The following is an 18,120-nucleotide window of genomic DNA, read 5'->3' as shown; positions in this document are numbered from 1 at the left end:
ATATGCAGCTGACTGAAACACAACAAGACTGGAAAGAAGTTGCACATGATTTTGCTAATCGAAAGTTAGAGCCGGCTACAGAATGGCTCGAAGGCGATGTTTTTTGGAACAATGCGAAAAAGCTGGCCGATCACGGATTTTTAGGATTAACTCTACCGGAGGAATACGGTGGGATGGGCTTGAACTTATTTGATGCGGTTCTGATGATTGAAGAATTGTGCAGAGTATGCCCGACTAGCGGACGCCATGCTTATCACGCAAGCATGGGGATTGCTTCTTTTATTAATACACTTGGCAATGAAGAGCAGAAGAAAAAGTATTTGCCGCTTATTACATCCGGCAAGTTGTTTGTTGGCCTTGGAATGAGTGAGCCTGAAGCAGGAAGTGCAGCAACAGATATTAAGACGGCAGCTGTTGAGGACGGCGATTACTACCGTTTAAATGGATCGAAAGTATTCATTAGTGATGCGCATCTTTCAGATGTATTCGTCGTGTATGCCCGCTTTGGCAATTCAGGACGTACGTCAGACATTGGTGCAATTCTTGTAGAGCGGGGCACACCAGGTTTCACTGTAGGGCCAAATGAAGAGAATATGAGCGGAGAAATTCAGTGTGCACTTTATTTTGAAGACGCAATGGTACCAAAAGAAAATGTACTCGTCACAAAAGATGCCTTCAAAAAATTAATGGGAGTGTACAATGGAGTGCGTTTAGGCTACTTGGCGCAAACGATGGGCATTACACAAGCAGCGTTTGACCGAACGATGGAGCATGTGAAACAGCGGAAGCAGTTCGGAAAAGAAATTTGCGAATTTCAAGGACTGCAATGGATGATTTCAGATATGTATGTACAGCTAGAAGCGGCTAGAACCCTTTTATACCGCGCAGCGGAAGCTGCTTCAGATAATAAGCCCGATAAAAATGCAGTAAGTGTCGCGAAAATTTTTGTGGCAGAAGCGTCGCAAAAAATTACCGACACGTGCATCCAGCTGCATGGAGGCTATGGTTTCTCGAAGCAATACCCTCTTGAATGGTATTACCGCTGTGTCCGATCCGCTTCGATTGCTGGAGGTACGCTGCAGGTGCATAAAACTATGCTTGCCTCAAGCGTACTGGAAAGAAAGTTCAATCAGCGAAAGTAAGAAACGAACAGCCTAAAACCATAACAAAGGGGGAGAGGGGATGGCAACAGCATCTCGTATTCAAAAAAAGGATTCGAAAATTATTTCTGCTGAAGAAGCTGTTAAGATGATACCGAATAATGCGACGATTACGATCGGGGGATTAATTTCAATTCTTTGCCCTGAAAAAGTGATGGCTGCCCTTGGCGACCGCTTTTCACTTACTGCGGAGCCCAAAAACTTGACGGTTGTTACACCTGTAAGGGTAGGATGGGATCCTAATGAAAGCACGGGACTTGAGCATGTAGCTCAAAAAGGGATGTTGAAGCGCCTCATAAGCGGCAGTTTTAATGTGAAAGAAAGTCCTAAGTTAACAGATATGATTAAGCAAAATGAAATTGAAGCTTACAATTTTTCAATGGGAACTCTGTTTCAATTAATTCGTTCCATTGCCGGCGGGCATCCAGGCCTTTTAACAACGGCAGGCCTGCACACCTACGTTGATCCTCGTCAGGATGGGGGCAAATTAAATGAACTGACGAAAGAAGACGTAGTCCGGCTCCTTGAAATCGACGGAAAAGAACATTTATTTTACCCTTCTTTTCCAATTGACGTCGCCATTATTAGAGGAACGACTGCAGACGAAAACGGCAATATTACTCTGGAGAAAGAGCCGGCCACATTAAGTGGCCTTGAAATGGCAATGGCTGCTAAAGCAAGCGGCGGGTATGTGATTGCCCAAGTGAAGCGGGTGACCGAAAATAAAACGCTGCATCCGCGTTCCGTTGAAATTCCGGGCATTTTAGTTGATGCCATTGTCATTGATGAAGAGCAGTCTCAAAGCTTATTGCCGGATTATGATCCGAGTTGGACAGGAGAAGTGAAAAAACCGCTTGCCCAGCTGAAGAAAACCCTTCCGCTCGATGCTAAAAAAGTCATTCTGCGCAGAGCGGCTAAAGAAGTTGAAAAAGGATCGATCATCAATCTCGGTGTAGGCATCCCAGTCGATTTACCTCAGCTTGCATTGGAGGAAGAGTTTTTTGATGACGTCACATTTTCATTAGAGCACGGAGCAATCGGCGGTGTCCCAATGGGAGTGGAAGTGTTCGGTGCTCATTCGAATCCCGAAGCGTTTGTCACGTCACCTCAAATCTTTGATTTTTATCAATCTGGTGGCCTATCCGCCACGTTGCTTGGTTTTGCACAGATTGACGGAACAGGAAACGTCAATGTAAGCAAGTTTAACGGTATCTTCCGGGGTTCAGGAGGCTTTATTGATATTACGCATAAAACACCGAAGATTCTTTTTTGCGGCACACTGACGAGCGGGGGATTAAAAGTCTCGATCGACAATGGAAAAATGCACATTGATCAGGAAGGGCGTCACAAAAAGTTTATACAAACGATTGAACATATGACTTTCAATGCAAAGCAAGCTTTAGAAAAAGGTCAGGAAGTACTTTACGTGACAGAGCGCTGTGTTTTCCGGCTTGAAAATGACGGGTTGCTTCTTATTGAATATGCACCGGGTATTGATGTACAAAAAGACATTTTGTCTAATGTAGACTGTCTGGTTAAGGTCGCTAATGACGTCAAGCTGATGGATACGGATCTATTCATTGAAAATGAGAATGAAAAAGTAATAGAGAGGGTGTGAAAGCGTGACGAATATAAAAGTAGACCACATCATTGAGACCGATGTACTTGTAGTTGGAGGCGGTGGAGCTGCAGCAAGAGCAGCTCTTTCAGCCGCTCAGGAAGGTGCAAATGTGCGAATCGCTGTTAAGGCAGAGTGGCTAAAAGGTGGTTCCACTGCTACGGCGTTTTCGGAATTATTGGCAATTGCGGCCGCTATTGGCCATCAGGAGGAACGGGACCATCCCGAAATACACTATGAAGATACGCTAGATGCGGGGAGAGGGTTTATTGATCCGGAGCTTGTCTGGACACTGGCTTCAGAAGTTCCAAACCGCATTCAGGATTTAATTGATATTGGTTTGAATTTTGATAAACAGGAAAATGGCAAGCTTGTGCAAGGAATGAGTGATTTTGCTACATATCCAAGAACGTGCAGAGTAAATGGGGTGACAGCCCGTCACATATTAGTGGCTCTCTCGAAAGAAATTAAAAAGCATGACGTTCCCATTGATGAAAATATTATGGTGTTTAAGCTGATCACCGATAATCAGCAGAACATTTCAGGTGCACTGGGCATACATCGTGAAACGAAAGAAATCACACTTTATCATACACCTTCTGTTATTTTGGCGTGCGGCGGTGCTCAGCATCTATATAAGTACGCCGTTGGAACGCCGGATATGACGGGCAATGGCTATGCTATGGCTTATGAGCTGGGTATTCCGCTTATTAATATGGAATTTATCCAAATTGGCCCGGCAGCTATCAAGCCATCTATGACGCTTTTATCTGGGCCGGTCTGGAAAACAAAGCCGATTTTGACGAACAGTAAAGGAGAAAATATTCTCGAAAAGCATGTACCGGAAGGTGTGGAAGTAGACGAGGTATACAATGAAAAAGTATTCCCATTTACGATCTCTACGGCTGCTTACTATTTGGATACGTCCATTCAAAAAGAGCTTGAATTAAATCCGACCCCAAATGGGGGAGTATGGGGGATCATGCCACCCGGGTCTGAAGAAATTGTCGACAAAAAAATACCAAAAACAAACGGCGTCTTAAAATCCAAAGGCATTGATGTATTTAACGATCCTTTTGAAGTGGCGCTTGTCGCACAATGCATGAATGGCGGGGCATTGATCGAAACGCCAGACGGGGCAACAAATGTGACAGGACTATTTATTGCAGGAGAAACAGCTGGAGGATTGCGCGGGCCGGACAGACCGGGGGGCAATTCACTGGCGGAGGGTCAGGTGTTTGGCCATCGCACCGGTACAGCTGCTGCAAAACATGCTCAGCATACTGAGAATAGTGAAAATATGATGGAAAAATCAACATCAGCAATAGAACAGCTCAGAGACTGGGTGAAGGACAGTAAAGGCGAGAGAGATTTAGATAAAGCGATCTTATTATTAAAAGAAAACATGTACAGGAATTCTCTGATTATTCGAAATGAAGAAAGATTAAATGCTGCCTTAGCAAATATTCAAGAACTTGAGCGTGCATTTAGAAATGGAGAGTTCTACATCGATCACGACTCTATTTTTAAAGCCATTGACTTTAAACATATGCTGACGGTTGCCAAATCCATTGTCTTGTCCGCTCAGGCACGTACAGAAAGCAGAAGTTGCCATTATCGTGAAGACTATCCGGAAAAAGATGATGCGAACTGGATTAAAAGCATTTATGTAACAGAGGAGAATGGGGAAATGGAAGTACACACGCGACAATGGCCTCCTCATAGAAAAAGCGAGGTGAAGCTATGAGTGTAAACGTTTCAATTAACCAAGGGGTTGCAAATGTTTTGCTGCATAATCCGCCGCTAAATATTTTATCAAACACCGTCAAGCGTGAGATCAAAGAAACATTTCAATCTCTTGCAGGCGATAAACGCGTTAGAGTGATTGTATTTGAAGCAAGCGGCAAGCACTTTTGCTGTGGGGCAGATTTAAAGGAATTTCCTGCGCGGATTGAACAGAGAAAAGCCAAGGGTGCATGGATAGAAGGGCATGACATGCTCCAAGCCATTATGGATGCTCCACAGCCGACAATCGGTTGTATAAAAGGAAATGTGCTCGGCGGCGGAGCTGAACTGGCCAGTGCATTTGATATCCGTTTATTTGCCGATAATGTTTTATTTGGCTACCCCGAAGTAAGCCGTGCTGTTTTTCCTGGAAATGGCGGACTGGAAAGGTTTATAAAGCTTGCGGGAGAAGCACATGCCGCATTTTTGTTTTTAACAGGTGAAAAAATCTCAGCTCACGATGCACTAAGAATGGGTGTAGCGAACAAGGTGGTAAAGACAGAGCTGCTAGAACTTGAAGGAAAACAAACAGCACAGCTTCTTGCTTCCTATTCAAATGTCACTATTCAAACGATTAAAAGAGTCATTCAAAACAGCCAGAATAAGACTGACTTTTACCAAAAAGGAATGACTGACTTTGCTGCTCTTCACGAAACAGAAGATGTGAAAGAATCGATCACAGCCTTTTTTGAGAAAAGAACACCTGCTTATCAGCATAAATAATGTGGGAGGCGAAGAACATGAATATGGGGTTTAGAGTATTTTCAGTTGAGAAGAAGGTTGACCCAGCTATCGTCGACCAATTTAAAGAGGTAGTAACACCACATATTAGCGATAATATGAACCGCATTCATGCCGCAGGAGCGGAACTGCGGCCTTATCATAAAGAAGGAAAGCTGGTAGGCCCGGCTGTTACAGTGAAGACAAGACCTGGAGACAACCTTCTAGTGCATAAAGCCATTGATCTAGCGCAGCCGGGTGAGGTAATCATTGTAGATGCAGGAGGTGATACAACCAATGCGATTGTAGGAGAAATTATGCAAAGAATCGCAAAGAAAAAAGGCATAGGCGGCTTCGTTATTAATGGTGCCATTCGGGACTCTCTTGCTTTTAAAAACGATACATTTCCTGTATTTGCAAAAGGCGTGACGCACAGAGGCCCCTACAAGGATGGTCCGGGCGAAATAAATGTCCCCATTTCAATTGGCGGCATGGTTATTCATCCAGGTGATTTGATTGTCGGAGATGAAGATGGCCTGGTTGTGGTACCGATTGATGAGGCTGAAGAAGTCCTGAAAAAAGCACAAAAAATGGCTCGAAATGAAGAGAAAATATTTGAATCTATTGAAAAAGGTACAGTCGATCGAACTTGGGTAGATCGCACTTTAAAAGAAAAAGGCTGTGACCTGATTGATATGCCTTCACTCATTGGCAGCGGTGAAAGAAAATGAAGCCTAGAGTATATATTACGAGAAAACTTCCTGAAGCGATTGTAAAGAAAATAAGCAGTATATGCGATATGCGAATGTGGAATGAGGCGGAGACTCCCGTGCCCCGCGAAGTACTGGAAAAGGAAATTCAAGAAGCAGACGGATTACTTTGTTTGTTGACTGAAGCCATCGATGATTCAATCATGAATAAAGCAAAACATTTAAAAATCATTGCAAATATGGCTGTGGGTTATAACAACATCGATTTGGATAGTGCAACAAAACGAGGCATTATGGTTACAAATACACCGGGAGTTTTAACTGAGACTACAGCGGATTTAACATTTGCTCTATTAATGGCAACAGCTCGGCGATTAGTGGAATCATCCGATTATTTACGGAACGGCGAATGGCAAACATGGTCTCCAATGCAATTAACAGGTCAAGATATATATGGAGCAACATTAGGAATTGTTGGGCTGGGAAGAATCGGTGAAGCTCTGGTAAAAAGAGCTAAGGGCTTTGATATGAATGTTTTGTATTACAACAGAAGTCGAAAGCCTGAAAAAGAAAAGGATCTCGGAATTGAGTTTTCATCATTAGAATCTCTTCTTGCTTCATCTGATTTTGTATGCGTTATGACACCATACACAAAGGAAACCCATCACCTCATTGGCGCAGAACAATTAGGGTTAATGAAAGAGAGTGCCGTTCTGATTAATACAGCCAGAGGAGGAATAGTGGATGAAGAAGCGTTGTATCGAGCATTGATTGATAAACAAATTTGGGGAGCAGGGCTTGATGTATTCGAACAGGAGCCAGTTTGTGTGGATCATCCATTAATTAAATTACCGAACGTAGTAACCCTCCCGCATATTGGAAGTGCAAGTATTGCAACAAGAACAAAGATGGCAGAGCTTGCAGTGATGAATCTTCTTCAAGGAGTAACGAATTCCACACCTGAAAACCTGCTTAATAAATTAGAAGTAAAATAATTCTTAAAAAATGTAGAAAGACCGTTTCTTTTCATGAAAAATAACTCGGGCAGTAATGAAAAAATATACGAATCTCCATTAACAGATATTATCCCGCTTTATTGATTAGGAGCCTTAATAACCGATCTGACAATAATATTAAGTAAGCATAGGCTGGTGCTGCCAATTGGCAAGTGCCGCTTTTGCATATTTTCTAATTTTTTGAAGTAAAAAAACATTTGTTGAACAGCAGAAAAGCAATTAGTGAAGTCTATTTTATTCATACCTGAGAATAATTCACGCAAAGATCTGTCTTTTCAGATATAGTATAAGGTTTGGATTTGTATCTGATATATTTTCTTAGCCTAAGAGCTGCTGTAATGAAATTAACATGGGAAGCTCTTGTATGAATTTTTTTCTAATTTGTTATGCACGCTGATGTTTTGAAAGTCACAAGAGCAGTTAAGGAGGAAGAGTCAATGAAAGTAGTAATTGCTATGGATTCATTTAAAGGAAGCATATCTTCTATTGAAGCAAACGAGGCCGTCTCTTTGGGTATACAAGATGTATGCCCGGTAGCAGAAATTATACAATTGCCTTTAGCGGATGGTGGAGAGGGAATGGTTGAAGCATTAGTTCATGCAACAAATGGAAGGGTAATAAAAAAAGAAGTAACCGGACCTTTACAAAAGAAGGTAGAATCTGTATATGGCATTCTTGGTGATAAAAAAACAGCTGTTATTGAAGTCGCCGCTGCTTGTGGTCTGCCTCTTGTGCCAGTTACACAAAGGAATCCATTGTTTACAACGTCATATGGGGTGGGCGAGCTTATTTTAGATGCAGTTAAAAATGGCTGCCGTGAATTCGTTATTGGTCTTGGGGGCAGCGCCACAAATGATGCGGGAGTGGGGATGCTTATGGCTTTGGGATACCGTTTTCTAAATATAAATAATAAAGAAATTGAATTGGGAGGCCAGGGGTTAAGTGATATTTGCTTTATTGATTCTGCTAAAGTGAGCCCTCAACTGAAGCAATGTACATTTAGGGTTGCTTGTGATGTGAACAATCCTCTTCATGGACCAAACGGAGCTACATATGTTTTCGGTCCTCAAAAAGGAGCTACAATAAAAATAGCTGATCAGCTTGACAATGCCATTAAACATTTCTCTGGTATTGTTAAGAGTCAATTAGGGATGGATATTACTCAACAAGCAGGTGCCGGGGCTGCTGGAGGATTAGGAGCAGCTTTTTATGGATTTTTACATGCAGAATTACAGTCAGGCATTGACCTGGTTTTAATGTACATTAATATGGAAGAAAAAATAAAGGGGGCGAATTATGTTATAACTGGCGAAGGAAAGTTAGACGGGCAAACTTCAATGGGAAAAGCCCCGCTTGGTGTCGCAAAACTAGCAAAAAAATTCGGTGTTCCGGTGATAGCCCTTGCAGGATCCGTAACTGAAGAGACAAAAGGTTTAAACAATTCTGGGATTACAGCTTATTTTTCCATTTTAAATCAACCTATGAATCTGGATGAGGCAATGAATTCAGATATTGCTAAAAGAAATGCCAGGGTAACTATTAATCAGTTATTTAGATGTATTGAAGCTGTGAAGGAATTTGATAATCAAAAGCAGTCTGTTTAGTGTTCTATTCACGACAAATTCCCTTTAGGTAGACAATTAGGAACATTATATTCTCATTGCATTGACTACCTAAAGAGGATTAGATAACCATCAATTTCACACCTAGACGAACGGCTTTTGCTTTTCTATCTCGCAGCATTTACCCCAGCCAATCTTCCGGTGACTAAAGCGGAGGTAATGTTGTAGCCCCCGGTGTAACCATGAATATCTAACACTTCTCCGCAGAAATAAAGGCCGGGCATTTTTTTAGATGCCATCGTTTTTGGCTCCACTTCCTTAATAGAGACGCCGCCGCCTGTGACAAATGCTTTCTCAAGCGGGAGTGTGCCGTTGACATGAAAACGGAAGTCCTTGCAAAGCTTTGCAAATAAGCGAATTTTCTCGGACGAAAGCTGAGCGCCGACGGTTTCTTCGTCAATATTTGCCTGCTCTAATAGAAATAATAAATAACGTTCCGGCAGCAAGCCTTTCAGCGAATTTTTCACTGTCTTCTTAGGGTGTTCTTTCATGATTTGATTCAGCTTTTGAAACAATGCTTCTTCTTTTGTATCCGGAAGGCTGTCTATAGTCATCACGACTTCGTCAAGCTTCCACTTTTTCATCGCCTTCACCACGTACTGGCTACAGCGAAGCACAGCTGGTCCTGAGATGCCAAAGTGGGTAAAGATCATGTCCATTTGATGTGTAATAATAGTTTTGCCCTTTGGATTCAGGACACTTAAGCCAATATCTCGCAACGAAAGACCTTGCAGCTTCTTATCTTTAATAAACGCTTCTTTTGAAGTGATCGGCACTTCGGTCGGGTACAGTTCTGTGATGGTATGGCCGGCTTGTTCGGCCCAAGGATAGGCATCTCCGGTTGAACCAGTATGAGGAACCGAACTTCCGCCGGCTGCAATGATGACCGACCGGCAGGAAAGTGTTTTTCCGTCTCTCAGCTTCACGCCAGAGGTTCTGCCGTTTTCATATAACACCTTGGCTACCGCCGTATTCACCCGAATCGTCACCTTCAACTCCGCAATTCTTGTAAGAAGAGCATCAACGACCGATTGTGCTTTATCTGTAACAGGAAACATTCTTCCGTGATCTTCCTCTTTCAATTGAATGCCCAGGTTTTCAAAGAATTGAATAATATCTTCGTTGTTGAAGATAGAAAAGGCACTGTATAAAAAGCGGCCGTTACCCGGTATATGCTTTATTATTTCATCGACAGGAAGCCGGTTGGTGACATTGCAGCGGCCGCCCCCAGAAATCGCAAGCTTACGGCCGAGTTTGTCCCCTTTATCTATAAGCAGCACGCGTGCACCCTGTTCGCCGGCTGCAATGGAAGCCATTAAGCCAGAAGGACCGCCGCCAATAATAATTACATCATAATCCATTTATTTACCAACTTCTTTCCTCTAGTAAAGTTTGCCCTCTAATGGAAAGGGAACTCGATTGATCATTTATCAGAATAACAGGAGAAGGAGTCATTCGTCCACAAGATCAAGACAGACAAAGTGATCGTCTGTGTCTATTTCAACGCCCGGGAGCAAAGCCAATAAGCCTTTAATTCTGCTTCCGCACTGAAGCTTTAGGCATTCGCTATCTGCTAAGGTGACAGAAATCACTTTACTTTTGCACCAGTCAATCTTCACATAGATTTGATAGTCTCCGGGTTCTAGTGTGAAAGATTTTTGCCCCCCATTTTGAATCGTATCCATTTTCTGTCCATTTAAATAAATATCCATTGACCTTAACTTATTCACATATTGAGAAGTTCTGCTAATGATCAATGTTGGCATAGGCCTCGATCCTCCTAAAATGAAATGGAATACCTGCATGCTTTACTTCTTCAAATCGATCTAAAAAAGAAAACTAAAATAAATGATAGAGAATGACGAGCGGCGGTTTTCGTTGTCAGAAACCGTAGAAAGAGGTAAACTGTTTTTTAGCGTTTGAAAAAGAAAACAGCTCCATGAAGAAAGGGATTACTATGTCTTCAAAGCTTATTAGAGGCACATTTATATTAACGTTAGGTACATTTATTTCAAAATTTTTAGGCCTATTTTATGTCATTCCATTTTACGCGATTGTCGGCAAGGAAGCGACCTCGCTGTATTCGTACGGCTATGTTCCGTACACGATTTTCATTAGTATCGCGACTGCCGGTGTCCCGCTGGCCGTTTCAAAGTTCATCGCGAAGTATAACGCGATTGAAGAGTATGAGGTAGGGAGAAGGCTCTTTAGGTCGGGTCTTGTGATGATGACACTGACCGGATTCTTCGCATTCCTTATTATGTATCTCTTTTCCGAAAACCTGGCACGATTAGTGATCAGCAGTGACGAACAAATTTATACAGTAGACCAAGTAGCAAGTGTGATTCGAGCGGTCAGCTTTGCCTTAATCATTGTACCGTTCATGAGCCTGACGCGCGGATTTTTTCAAGGGCATCAGTCAATGGGGCCTTCGGCTGTTTCACAAGTGGTCGAGCAGATTGCCCGCATTATCTTCCTGCTCGGCGGGGCCTACGTTGTCATCTATGTACTAGAAGGTACGGTTGTTCATGCGATTGGCGTAGCTACATTCGCTGCATTTATTGGAGCGATCTTCGGCTTATTGGTGCTATTCTGGTATTGGATCAAACGTAAGAAACATTTTGATGCATTGCTTAAAGAAGATAAAGGGACTGTGAAAATATCCTTAGTTGATATTTATAAAGAAATTATTGTCTATGCTATTCCATTTATATTTGTTGGAATTGCGATTCCTCTTTATCAATTTGTAGATATGACGACATTTAACCGGGCAATGAGTGAGATTGGCCAAGCGAAAATCGCAGATACCGCATTTGGTGTATTAAATTTTAATACGCAAAAGCTTGTCATTATTCCAGTTTCTTTAGCGACTGCTTTTGCCATGACACTTGTGCCGATGGTGACCAGTTCGTTTGTTTCTGGAGAGCCTGGGAGAGTGAGAAAACAATTAGATCAAACCTTTCAAGTCCTGCTCTTTTTAACTGTGCCGGCAGTGGTTGGCATTGCGCTGCTTGCAGAACCGTTTTACACGGTGTTTTATGAGCACAGCGCTCTTGGAACAGATGTATTAAGAACGTATGCGCCAGTGGCCATTCTGTTTGCTTTATTCTCGGTAACAGCTGCGATTCTGCAAGGGATTAACGAACAGCGTTTTACTGTTTTCAGTTTGCTGGTCGGGATCCTTTTAAAGCTAGTCTTAAATATTCCGCTGATTAAATTGTTTCAGACAGAAGGAGCCATTTATGCCACAGCCATAGGTTATGGGGCCTCGATTATCATTAATCTGCTGGTGATCAGACACTATGCTGATTATTCCTTGAGATCGGTCATGAAAAGAATTCTGCAGATCACCTTGTTTAATTTCATTATGGCCGTGGCGGTGTACGGACTATACACCCTGCTTACTCCGCTGTTAAATGCAGACAGTAAGATTCAAGCGATCATGATGATTGCCATATGTGCAGCAGTCGGAGCCGGCATCTACTTCTTCTTAAGTCTGCGTGCAGGATTATTAGATCTATTGCTTGGCAGTCGGCTGGATAAAATTAAGCGCAAGTTAAAGATCCCAGTCAAGGGACAAGGATAAATGTGAATAATTTCAAGGCAGAACTTCTCATAAGAGGTTCTGTCTTTTTTAATGGGCTTCCACGGCTAAAATATTTCCTTTTCATCCGTTTCGTGATAGCCTACTTATACATTAAAGATAGAGCTTCGACTTTGAAGCATCTGTTATTGGAGGTTTATATTAAGCGTGAGAATAGATAAAATTTTGTCAAACCTAGGGTACGGAAGCCGGAAGGAAGTAAAGAAATTGCTTAAGAGCGGCGGACTGACCGTGAATGGACAAGTAGAAAAGGATGGAAAAGCACAAGCGGATCCATATGCAGATACAATCATTCTAAATGGTGAAGAAATACATTACCGCGAATTCATTTATTTATTAATGAACAAGCCGCCGGGAGTCATTTCAGCGACCGAAGATAAGCGAGAGGAAACAGTCGTTGATTTGCTTTCTATGGAAGATGCGGTGTTCGAGCCATTTCCAGTGGGAAGATTAGATAAAGATACGGAAGGGTTATTGCTTTTAACGAATGATGGACAGCTTTCCCATCAATTGCTTTCCCCTAAAAAGCATGTGCCAAAAACCTACTTTGCAGTCATTGAAGGTGAGGTAACCGAAAAGGATATAGATGCGTTTAAGCAAGGTGTTACGCTAGACGATGGGTACGTCACGAAGCCAGGACATTTAAAGATCTTAAAAAGCGGAATTAGTTCCGATATTGAATTAACCATTACGGAAGGCAAGTTTCATCAAGTGAAAAGGATGTTTGAGTCCGTAGGGAAGCGAGTTGTATATTTGCAGAGAATTTCTATGGGACCGTTGAAATTAGATGAAGAGCTTGAACTAGGAGAATACCGTGAGCTGACGGAAGAAGAACTGGATCAGCTGAAAAACTATCAAGTGACCGATGTAAACAGTTAAATAAAAAATCCCCCGTTATCAATTAGCGGGGGGCAAAGAAATTCCAGTTGTGTTAAGAAGTCATTCGAACCTTTTTTTCTGTCGTTGTCCACTTGCCGCGGCTTGGGCTGATGACCAAGTCGTTATAGGCTAACACATTCAAGTCGCGTTGAATGGTGCGAGGAGTGATGCCAAATTCATCAACGATTTCCTGAGTGGAAACAGTCCCATTTTCTTTAATGAACATGTAGACCGATTTGATTCTGTTTAGCATCCGATTGGTTGAAGGTTTCAAAAAACCACTCCCTCATCTTTTTTCCAGAGGCAATTTACAACGGACGGCGGTTAAATGAGAGAAAGAGATCTCTTTTCTCAACATATGTAATTCTTATGCCGCAGACAACTCCTTTTCAAATAATTTAAGAAGTCTGACAATTGTATTTTACCTCATTTTTTTTAGTTTTTCTAGAAAAACAATTCAATTTTCACTAGATTTACTTATTATTTACCCCAATTTAATAAAAATCATGCCAAAATCGTAGAAATTAAAGTGTTTATGAGAAAATTTTAAAAATTTCCTTTATAATAAAAAATGGGTAAATCAACAATAAAATAGAAAAAATATTATTTTAGTCATCATAATTTACAATAAAGCATAGAGTAATTAGTTAAAGGAGAATGAACAGTGGCAAAGATTGACTGGATGAAGGAAGTTGAAAGTAGAAAAGATGACCTGCTTCGCGATTTGCAATCTTTAATTCGCATTAAAAGTGTGCTTAATGAAAGTCAGGGAAATGAAGCTGCGCCACTTGGCACTGAGGTGAGAGAGGCACTTGATTATATGCTTGATATTGGCATCCGTGAAGGGTTCGCTAAGAAAAATGTAGATAATCTCGCCGGGCACCTAGAGTTAGGTGAGGGAAAAGAATTAATTGGCGTGCTTTGTCATGTGGATGTTGTGCCTGCCGGTGACGGGTGGACAGTTGATCCGTTTGGCGGTGAGATCAAAGAGGGAAAAATCTTTGGCCGCGGAGCCATTGATGATAAAGGTCCGACTATGGCAGCCTTTTATGCGATGAAAATAGTGAAAGAACTAAACCTGCCTTTTAACAAACGAATTCGAATGATTATTGGAACGGATGAAGAGAGCAACTGGCGCTGTGTGGATCGGTATTTTCAAACCGAAGAAATGCCGACTGTAGGGTTTGCACCGGATGCTGACTTCCCGATCATCCACGCTGAAAAAGGAATTGCTGACTTTGATATCGTTCAAGTGTCGGGTTCGGCGAAGGAAAATAAAGAGAGTTTCACTCAAGTGGAAGTGGAGTCCTTCGAATCAGGCCGAAGGTACAATATGGTGCCTGATTATGCGAAAGCGACGATTATTGTTCAGAAAGGCCAGACCGAGTTTGTTCAGGCTTATAATGAGTATTTAAAAGATAGCGGATTAGATGGACGATATCATATTGATAATGGGTACTTAATTCTTGAAATGATCGGCGTATCTGCTCATGGAATGGAACCGGACTTAGGAAAAAGCGCGGGACTTTATTTAGCCGAGTTTTTATCACAAAGAAGCTTAAACCCAAAAGCGGCGGAGTATTTTCAATTTGTCTCACAATATTTAGTGAATGAGTCACGCGGGAAGAAATTAAATATGCACTACCAAGATGACATCACAGGCGAGCTGACAGTGAATATCGGTGTTATGTCTTATTCTTCAAGTAAAGGCGGGAAGCTAGGCGTCAATATGCGCTACCCTGTCACTTATCCGCTTGAAGAGAAGAAGGCAAAATTAGAGCAGCTTTTGAAAGAAACAGGATTTATCATATCTAATTTTGATAATAGTGATCCGCATCACGTTGAGAAGGATCACCCGTTCATTCAAACATTGGCTCAAGTCTATGAGGATCAAACTGGGCAAAAAGCAGAATTGCTTTCCATTGGCGGAGGCACTTATGCAAGGTCTTTAAAAACCGGTGTGGCGTATGGCGCTCTGTTTCCGGGCCGTTCCGATGTGGCTCATCAAAAAGATGAATATATGTATGTGGAAGACTTGCTGAAAGCTACAGCTATATATGCGCAAGCGCTCTATGAGTTGGCTTGTGACGATCAAGAATAAAATGAAAAAACCGGAAAAGCGAGAGCTTTCCGGTTTTTTAGTGCAGGAGTGCAGTTGTTTAGGTAGTTGCTGATATATTTCAAAAGTTGCTGATAAAATTCAAAAGTCGCCGATAAGTTGGTGAAAGTTGCTGATAAAATTCAAAAGTTGCTGATAAGCGTCCAACATTGTTGATATTATTCATTTCTGCCAGCCTATTTGCCTGTCGCTCCTGAACGAGCCCATTTTGCATTTCAGTATTGAAATACATCCGTCGATAAGTATCGTTCTCCTGTGTCGCAGGCTATGCAGATGACGATGTCGTCTTTTGTTAAGGTTTTGGCTGTTTGGATGGCAGCGTAGCAGGCGGCTCCTGAGGATGGCCCGACTAAGATGCCTTCTTCACTGGCGAGTCGGCGTGTAATGTCATAAGCTTGCTCGTCTTCAATTTTGTATATATAGTCATATACTTTTTCGTTCAGTGTATTAGGAATGAAGCCGGGACTTGTGCCGACTAATTTATGTTTGCCTGGTTTTCCTCCTGATAGGACCGGTGAACCAGCCGGCTCAACCACATGGACGAGTACATCCGGGAAATGTTCCTTCAATGTTTCGCCCGTTCCTGTAATGGTTCCGCCCGTTCCCGCGGTTGCGACGAAAGCACCTAAATTTTTGCCGATTTCTTTCATAGCTTCCACGATCTCAAGAGCCGTGGTTTTTCGGTGGGCATCCGGGTTTGCTTGGTTATCAAACTGCATGGGAATAAAGCTGCCTGGGATCTCTTTTCCTAATTCTTCGGCTTTTTTAATGGCACCAGGCATTTTTTCGTCTCCAGGAGTCAGCACAACTTCTGCTCCGTAAGCCTTCAATATATTAATCCGTTCCTTTGTCATCGTATCTGGCATAACGAGGATCGCTTTATAGCCTCTTGCAGCAGCGTTCATAGCTAGGCCGATCCCTGTATTGCCGCTAGTTGGTTCAATAATCGTCGCTCCTGGTTTTAAAAGGCCTGCTTTTTCCGCTTCAATGATCATATTAAAGGCAGCACGATCCTTTACACTTTTACTCGGATTATAATTCTCCAGCTTAATGTATACATCGGCACCATCTTCAGGATTTAATCTGTTTAATTTAACAAGAGGTGTATCTCCGATTAATTCGGCAATATTATTGACAAGTTTCATCACGATTTCTTCCCTTCATTTAAAATTAGCTTATTATCTTTCTCTATTATAATCATAATAATTCACATTAATCCAATCAATACATAGTGAATTGCGTTTTTAAAATGAAAATTGTTCAAGCGGCATGGAGTTTGGTAAAATATGATTAAAATGATTCGGTGAAGGAGTTCTGAATATGAGCCAGACTCATTATTTTTTTGCCCTTGGTTTACCAGCATCTGTGAAAGAAGCCTTATCGCAATACTTTCAAGATCTTCAATTACCTTTTGGACGCTCCGTTCACCCAGAGGATTACCATATTACACTTGCTTTTTTAGGAAATGCCGATCCAGACGCACTTGAACAGGCACTTACATATACGGAGCAAATTCTTAAAGAAGTTCAATCTTTTCCGCTTATCATTCAATCGTTTGGAACATTCGGGAGCAAGAAAACACCAAGAATTTTTTGGTCAGGTGTTCACGATGAACCAAAGCTTGATGAGCTGCAGCGTCAAATTGCCGGCGCATGCATAAAAGCGGGGATTCCATTAGATCAAAAACCATTTCGCCCTCATATTACTTTAGCTAGAAAGTGGATGGGAGATGCGGAGTTTCAAGGGGAAGTGACATTTCCAGCCGCTCTCACATTTGACGCCAACAAGGTCGTCTTATATCAAACTCATCTAAACCGCACGCCAAAATATGAAGAAAAAGTTGTTTTTCATTTGAAAAACAATTGAAAGGATTATCAGGATGGCACAATTAATTAAGCTTCAAGATTATATTTCCCGGTATGAAACGGATGTGTACCGGTATCCATCCCGTTTTGTACGGTTAAAGAAACAGCAATGGGAAAAGGTTCTCAAAGAGTGGGAAAGACAGAAGTGGCAAGTAGAGATTCTGCAGCCGGACACGACCGATGAATGGGAGCTAAGTGAAGAAGAGCCAGCTGGCATGTTTCAAAAATTTAAGTCACTATTTCAAAAAGATTCTGCCGAGGATGCTGAGCAAGCGGATGAGGCAGAAACAGTACCAGACAAAGAAGAAGTGCTGTTTCAAATCGATTCGCAATCAGTGGCTCATGAAAATGAACTGAAACAGCATTTTTTAGATGAAATGCTTAAATTTCAAGTGAAGTGGGCAAGCTCCACTTTAACTGAAAAATCATATATTGATTATAAATACTTTCGAGATGAACGATTAAAGTTGCTGCTCCAGAGGTTCCCCGACACGTTTTTAGTTTTATATGAACCGATCTTTAAATTCAAAAACGCCCCTGTTGAATTAGACATCCTTCTGATTACGCCTACAGCCGTCTGGTGTGTGACTTTTTTAGAAGAAGAGGACGAAGCGGTGTATATAGGATCCCAGGAGCGTTTTTGGGGAAAGAGAACAGGAGATATTCAATCCCGTGTGCTGAGCCCTGTGCTGTCTTTAAACAGGATGGAGACTCTTGTCAGGCAGCTGTTTCGTCTGAATGATGTAGAATTGCCAATTAAGAAAGCAATCATTTCCCGAAATGGCTTTCTAGATTATCCAAGCGCTCCCCAAGATCTGCACCTGATTGACGAAAGACGGTTTGAAAGCTGGTTTACTCAACTGCGGAATTTAAAATCCCCTCTCAAAACAGCTCAGCTGAAAGCAGCAAAAAGCTTACTGGCCTATGCACAAACGACAAGCGTCCGCCGTCCAGAATGGGAGGAAGGGGATACCTTTCTTTTTTTACATGAAGAAGATCAAGAAAGGAATTGAAAAGAGGTG

Annotated in this window: 16 protein-coding genes; 12 read left to right on the top strand and 4 right to left on the bottom strand. The window is 42.0% G+C overall.

Going from position 1 to position 18,120, the window contains the following annotated elements:
* The first annotated feature begins 2 nt into the window (after positions 1-2).
* The 7 genes from JOC78_RS13010 to JOC78_RS12980 all read left to right on the top strand — a co-directional run bounded on the left by JOC78_RS13010 (position 3) and on the right by JOC78_RS12980 (position 8,613).
* Positions 3-1,142 (top strand): acyl-CoA dehydrogenase family protein, encoded by a 1,140-nt coding sequence (locus JOC78_RS13010; RefSeq protein WP_204556593.1) that lies wholly within the window; start codon positions 3-5, stop codon positions 1,140-1,142.
* 40 nt (positions 1,143-1,182) lie between these two features.
* Positions 1,183-2,778, top strand: coding sequence for an acyl CoA:acetate/3-ketoacid CoA transferase (locus tag JOC78_RS13005; protein ID WP_204556585.1), 1,596 nt, complete (start codon positions 1,183-1,185; stop codon positions 2,776-2,778).
* A 4-nt stretch (positions 2,779-2,782) separates the two neighbouring features.
* Positions 2,783-4,525 (top strand): FAD-binding protein, encoded by a 1,743-nt coding sequence (locus JOC78_RS17485; protein ID WP_204556584.1) that lies wholly within the window; start codon positions 2,783-2,785, stop codon positions 4,523-4,525.
* The gene (locus JOC78_RS12995; protein WP_204556583.1) at positions 4,522-5,286 is read left to right on the top strand and encodes an enoyl-CoA hydratase/isomerase family protein; all 765 of its coding nucleotides are present in this window, start codon (positions 4,522-4,524) and stop codon (positions 5,284-5,286) included. Before JOC78_RS17485 ends, JOC78_RS12995 begins: the two co-directional genes overlap by 4 nt.
* A gap of 17 nt (positions 5,287-5,303) precedes the next feature.
* A complete protein-coding gene (locus JOC78_RS12990; protein WP_204556582.1) occupies positions 5,304-6,014 on the top strand; it encodes an RraA family protein in 711 nt (236 codons plus the stop codon).
* Entirely contained in the window at positions 6,011-6,988 is a 978-nt protein-coding gene (locus JOC78_RS12985) for a 2-hydroxyacid dehydrogenase (protein WP_204556580.1), read from the top strand. Before JOC78_RS12990 ends, JOC78_RS12985 begins: the two co-directional genes overlap by 4 nt.
* Before the next feature lie 458 nt (positions 6,989-7,446).
* Positions 7,447-8,613 (top strand): glycerate kinase family protein, encoded by a 1,167-nt coding sequence (locus tag JOC78_RS12980; protein ID WP_204556578.1) that lies wholly within the window; start codon positions 7,447-7,449, stop codon positions 8,611-8,613.
* A 125-nt stretch (positions 8,614-8,738) separates the two neighbouring features.
* On the opposite strand, the gene JOC78_RS12975 is transcribed toward JOC78_RS12980, so the two are convergent.
* Together JOC78_RS12975 and JOC78_RS12970 are read right to left on the bottom strand one after the other, a co-directional pair.
* Entirely contained in the window at positions 8,739-9,992 is a 1,254-nt protein-coding gene (locus JOC78_RS12975) for a BaiN/RdsA family NAD(P)/FAD-dependent oxidoreductase (protein ID WP_204556576.1), read from the bottom strand.
* A 90-nt stretch (positions 9,993-10,082) separates the two neighbouring features.
* The gene (locus tag JOC78_RS12970; RefSeq protein ID WP_204556574.1) at positions 10,083-10,397 is read right to left on the bottom strand and encodes a hypothetical protein; all 315 of its coding nucleotides are present in this window, start codon (positions 10,395-10,397) and stop codon (positions 10,083-10,085) included.
* 191 nt (positions 10,398-10,588) lie between these two features.
* Here JOC78_RS12970 and JOC78_RS12965 point away from each other — a divergent pair, with 191 nt between their 5' ends.
* Both JOC78_RS12965 and JOC78_RS12960 read left to right on the top strand, forming a co-directional pair.
* Positions 10,589-12,217 (top strand): putative polysaccharide biosynthesis protein, encoded by a 1,629-nt coding sequence (locus JOC78_RS12965; protein WP_204556572.1) that lies wholly within the window; start codon positions 10,589-10,591, stop codon positions 12,215-12,217.
* Between the two features lie 165 nt (positions 12,218-12,382).
* The gene (locus tag JOC78_RS12960) at positions 12,383-13,114 is read left to right on the top strand and encodes a pseudouridine synthase (protein WP_204556570.1); all 732 of its coding nucleotides are present in this window, start codon (positions 12,383-12,385) and stop codon (positions 13,112-13,114) included.
* 52 nt (positions 13,115-13,166) lie between these two features.
* Here JOC78_RS12960 and JOC78_RS12955 read toward each other — a convergent pair whose 3' ends face one another.
* A complete protein-coding gene (locus tag JOC78_RS12955) occupies positions 13,167-13,388 on the bottom strand; it encodes a DeoR family transcriptional regulator (protein ID WP_204556568.1) in 222 nt (73 codons plus the stop codon).
* Between the two features lie 390 nt (positions 13,389-13,778).
* Here JOC78_RS12955 and pepV point away from each other — a divergent pair, with 390 nt between their 5' ends.
* Positions 13,779-15,215 (top strand): dipeptidase PepV, encoded by a 1,437-nt coding sequence (gene pepV, locus JOC78_RS12950; protein ID WP_204556566.1) that lies wholly within the window; start codon positions 13,779-13,781, stop codon positions 15,213-15,215.
* 233 nt (positions 15,216-15,448) lie between these two features.
* On the opposite strand, the gene cysK is transcribed toward pepV, so the two are convergent.
* Positions 15,449-16,381 carry a cysteine synthase A gene (gene cysK, locus JOC78_RS12945; RefSeq protein ID WP_204556564.1) on the bottom strand — a complete coding sequence of 311 codons (933 nt, stop codon included), beginning with the start codon at positions 16,379-16,381 and terminating at the stop codon, positions 15,449-15,451.
* A gap of 172 nt (positions 16,382-16,553) precedes the next feature.
* On the opposite strand from cysK, the gene thpR reads away from it, so the two are divergent.
* Positions 16,554-17,099, top strand: coding sequence for an RNA 2',3'-cyclic phosphodiesterase (gene thpR / locus JOC78_RS12940; protein ID WP_204556563.1), 546 nt, complete (start codon positions 16,554-16,556; stop codon positions 17,097-17,099).
* 13 nt (positions 17,100-17,112) lie between these two features.
* The gene (locus JOC78_RS12935; protein WP_204556555.1) at positions 17,113-18,111 is read left to right on the top strand and encodes a nuclease-related domain-containing protein; all 999 of its coding nucleotides are present in this window, start codon (positions 17,113-17,115) and stop codon (positions 18,109-18,111) included.
* Positions 18,112-18,120 lie beyond the last annotated feature (9 nt).

The sequence above is a fragment of the Bacillus ectoiniformans genome (assembly GCF_016908875.1).
GTDB lineage: Bacteria > Bacillota > Bacilli > Bacillales > Domibacillaceae > Bacillus_BX > Bacillus_BX ectoiniformans.
This window is presented reverse-complemented; position numbering and strand designations above follow the sequence as displayed.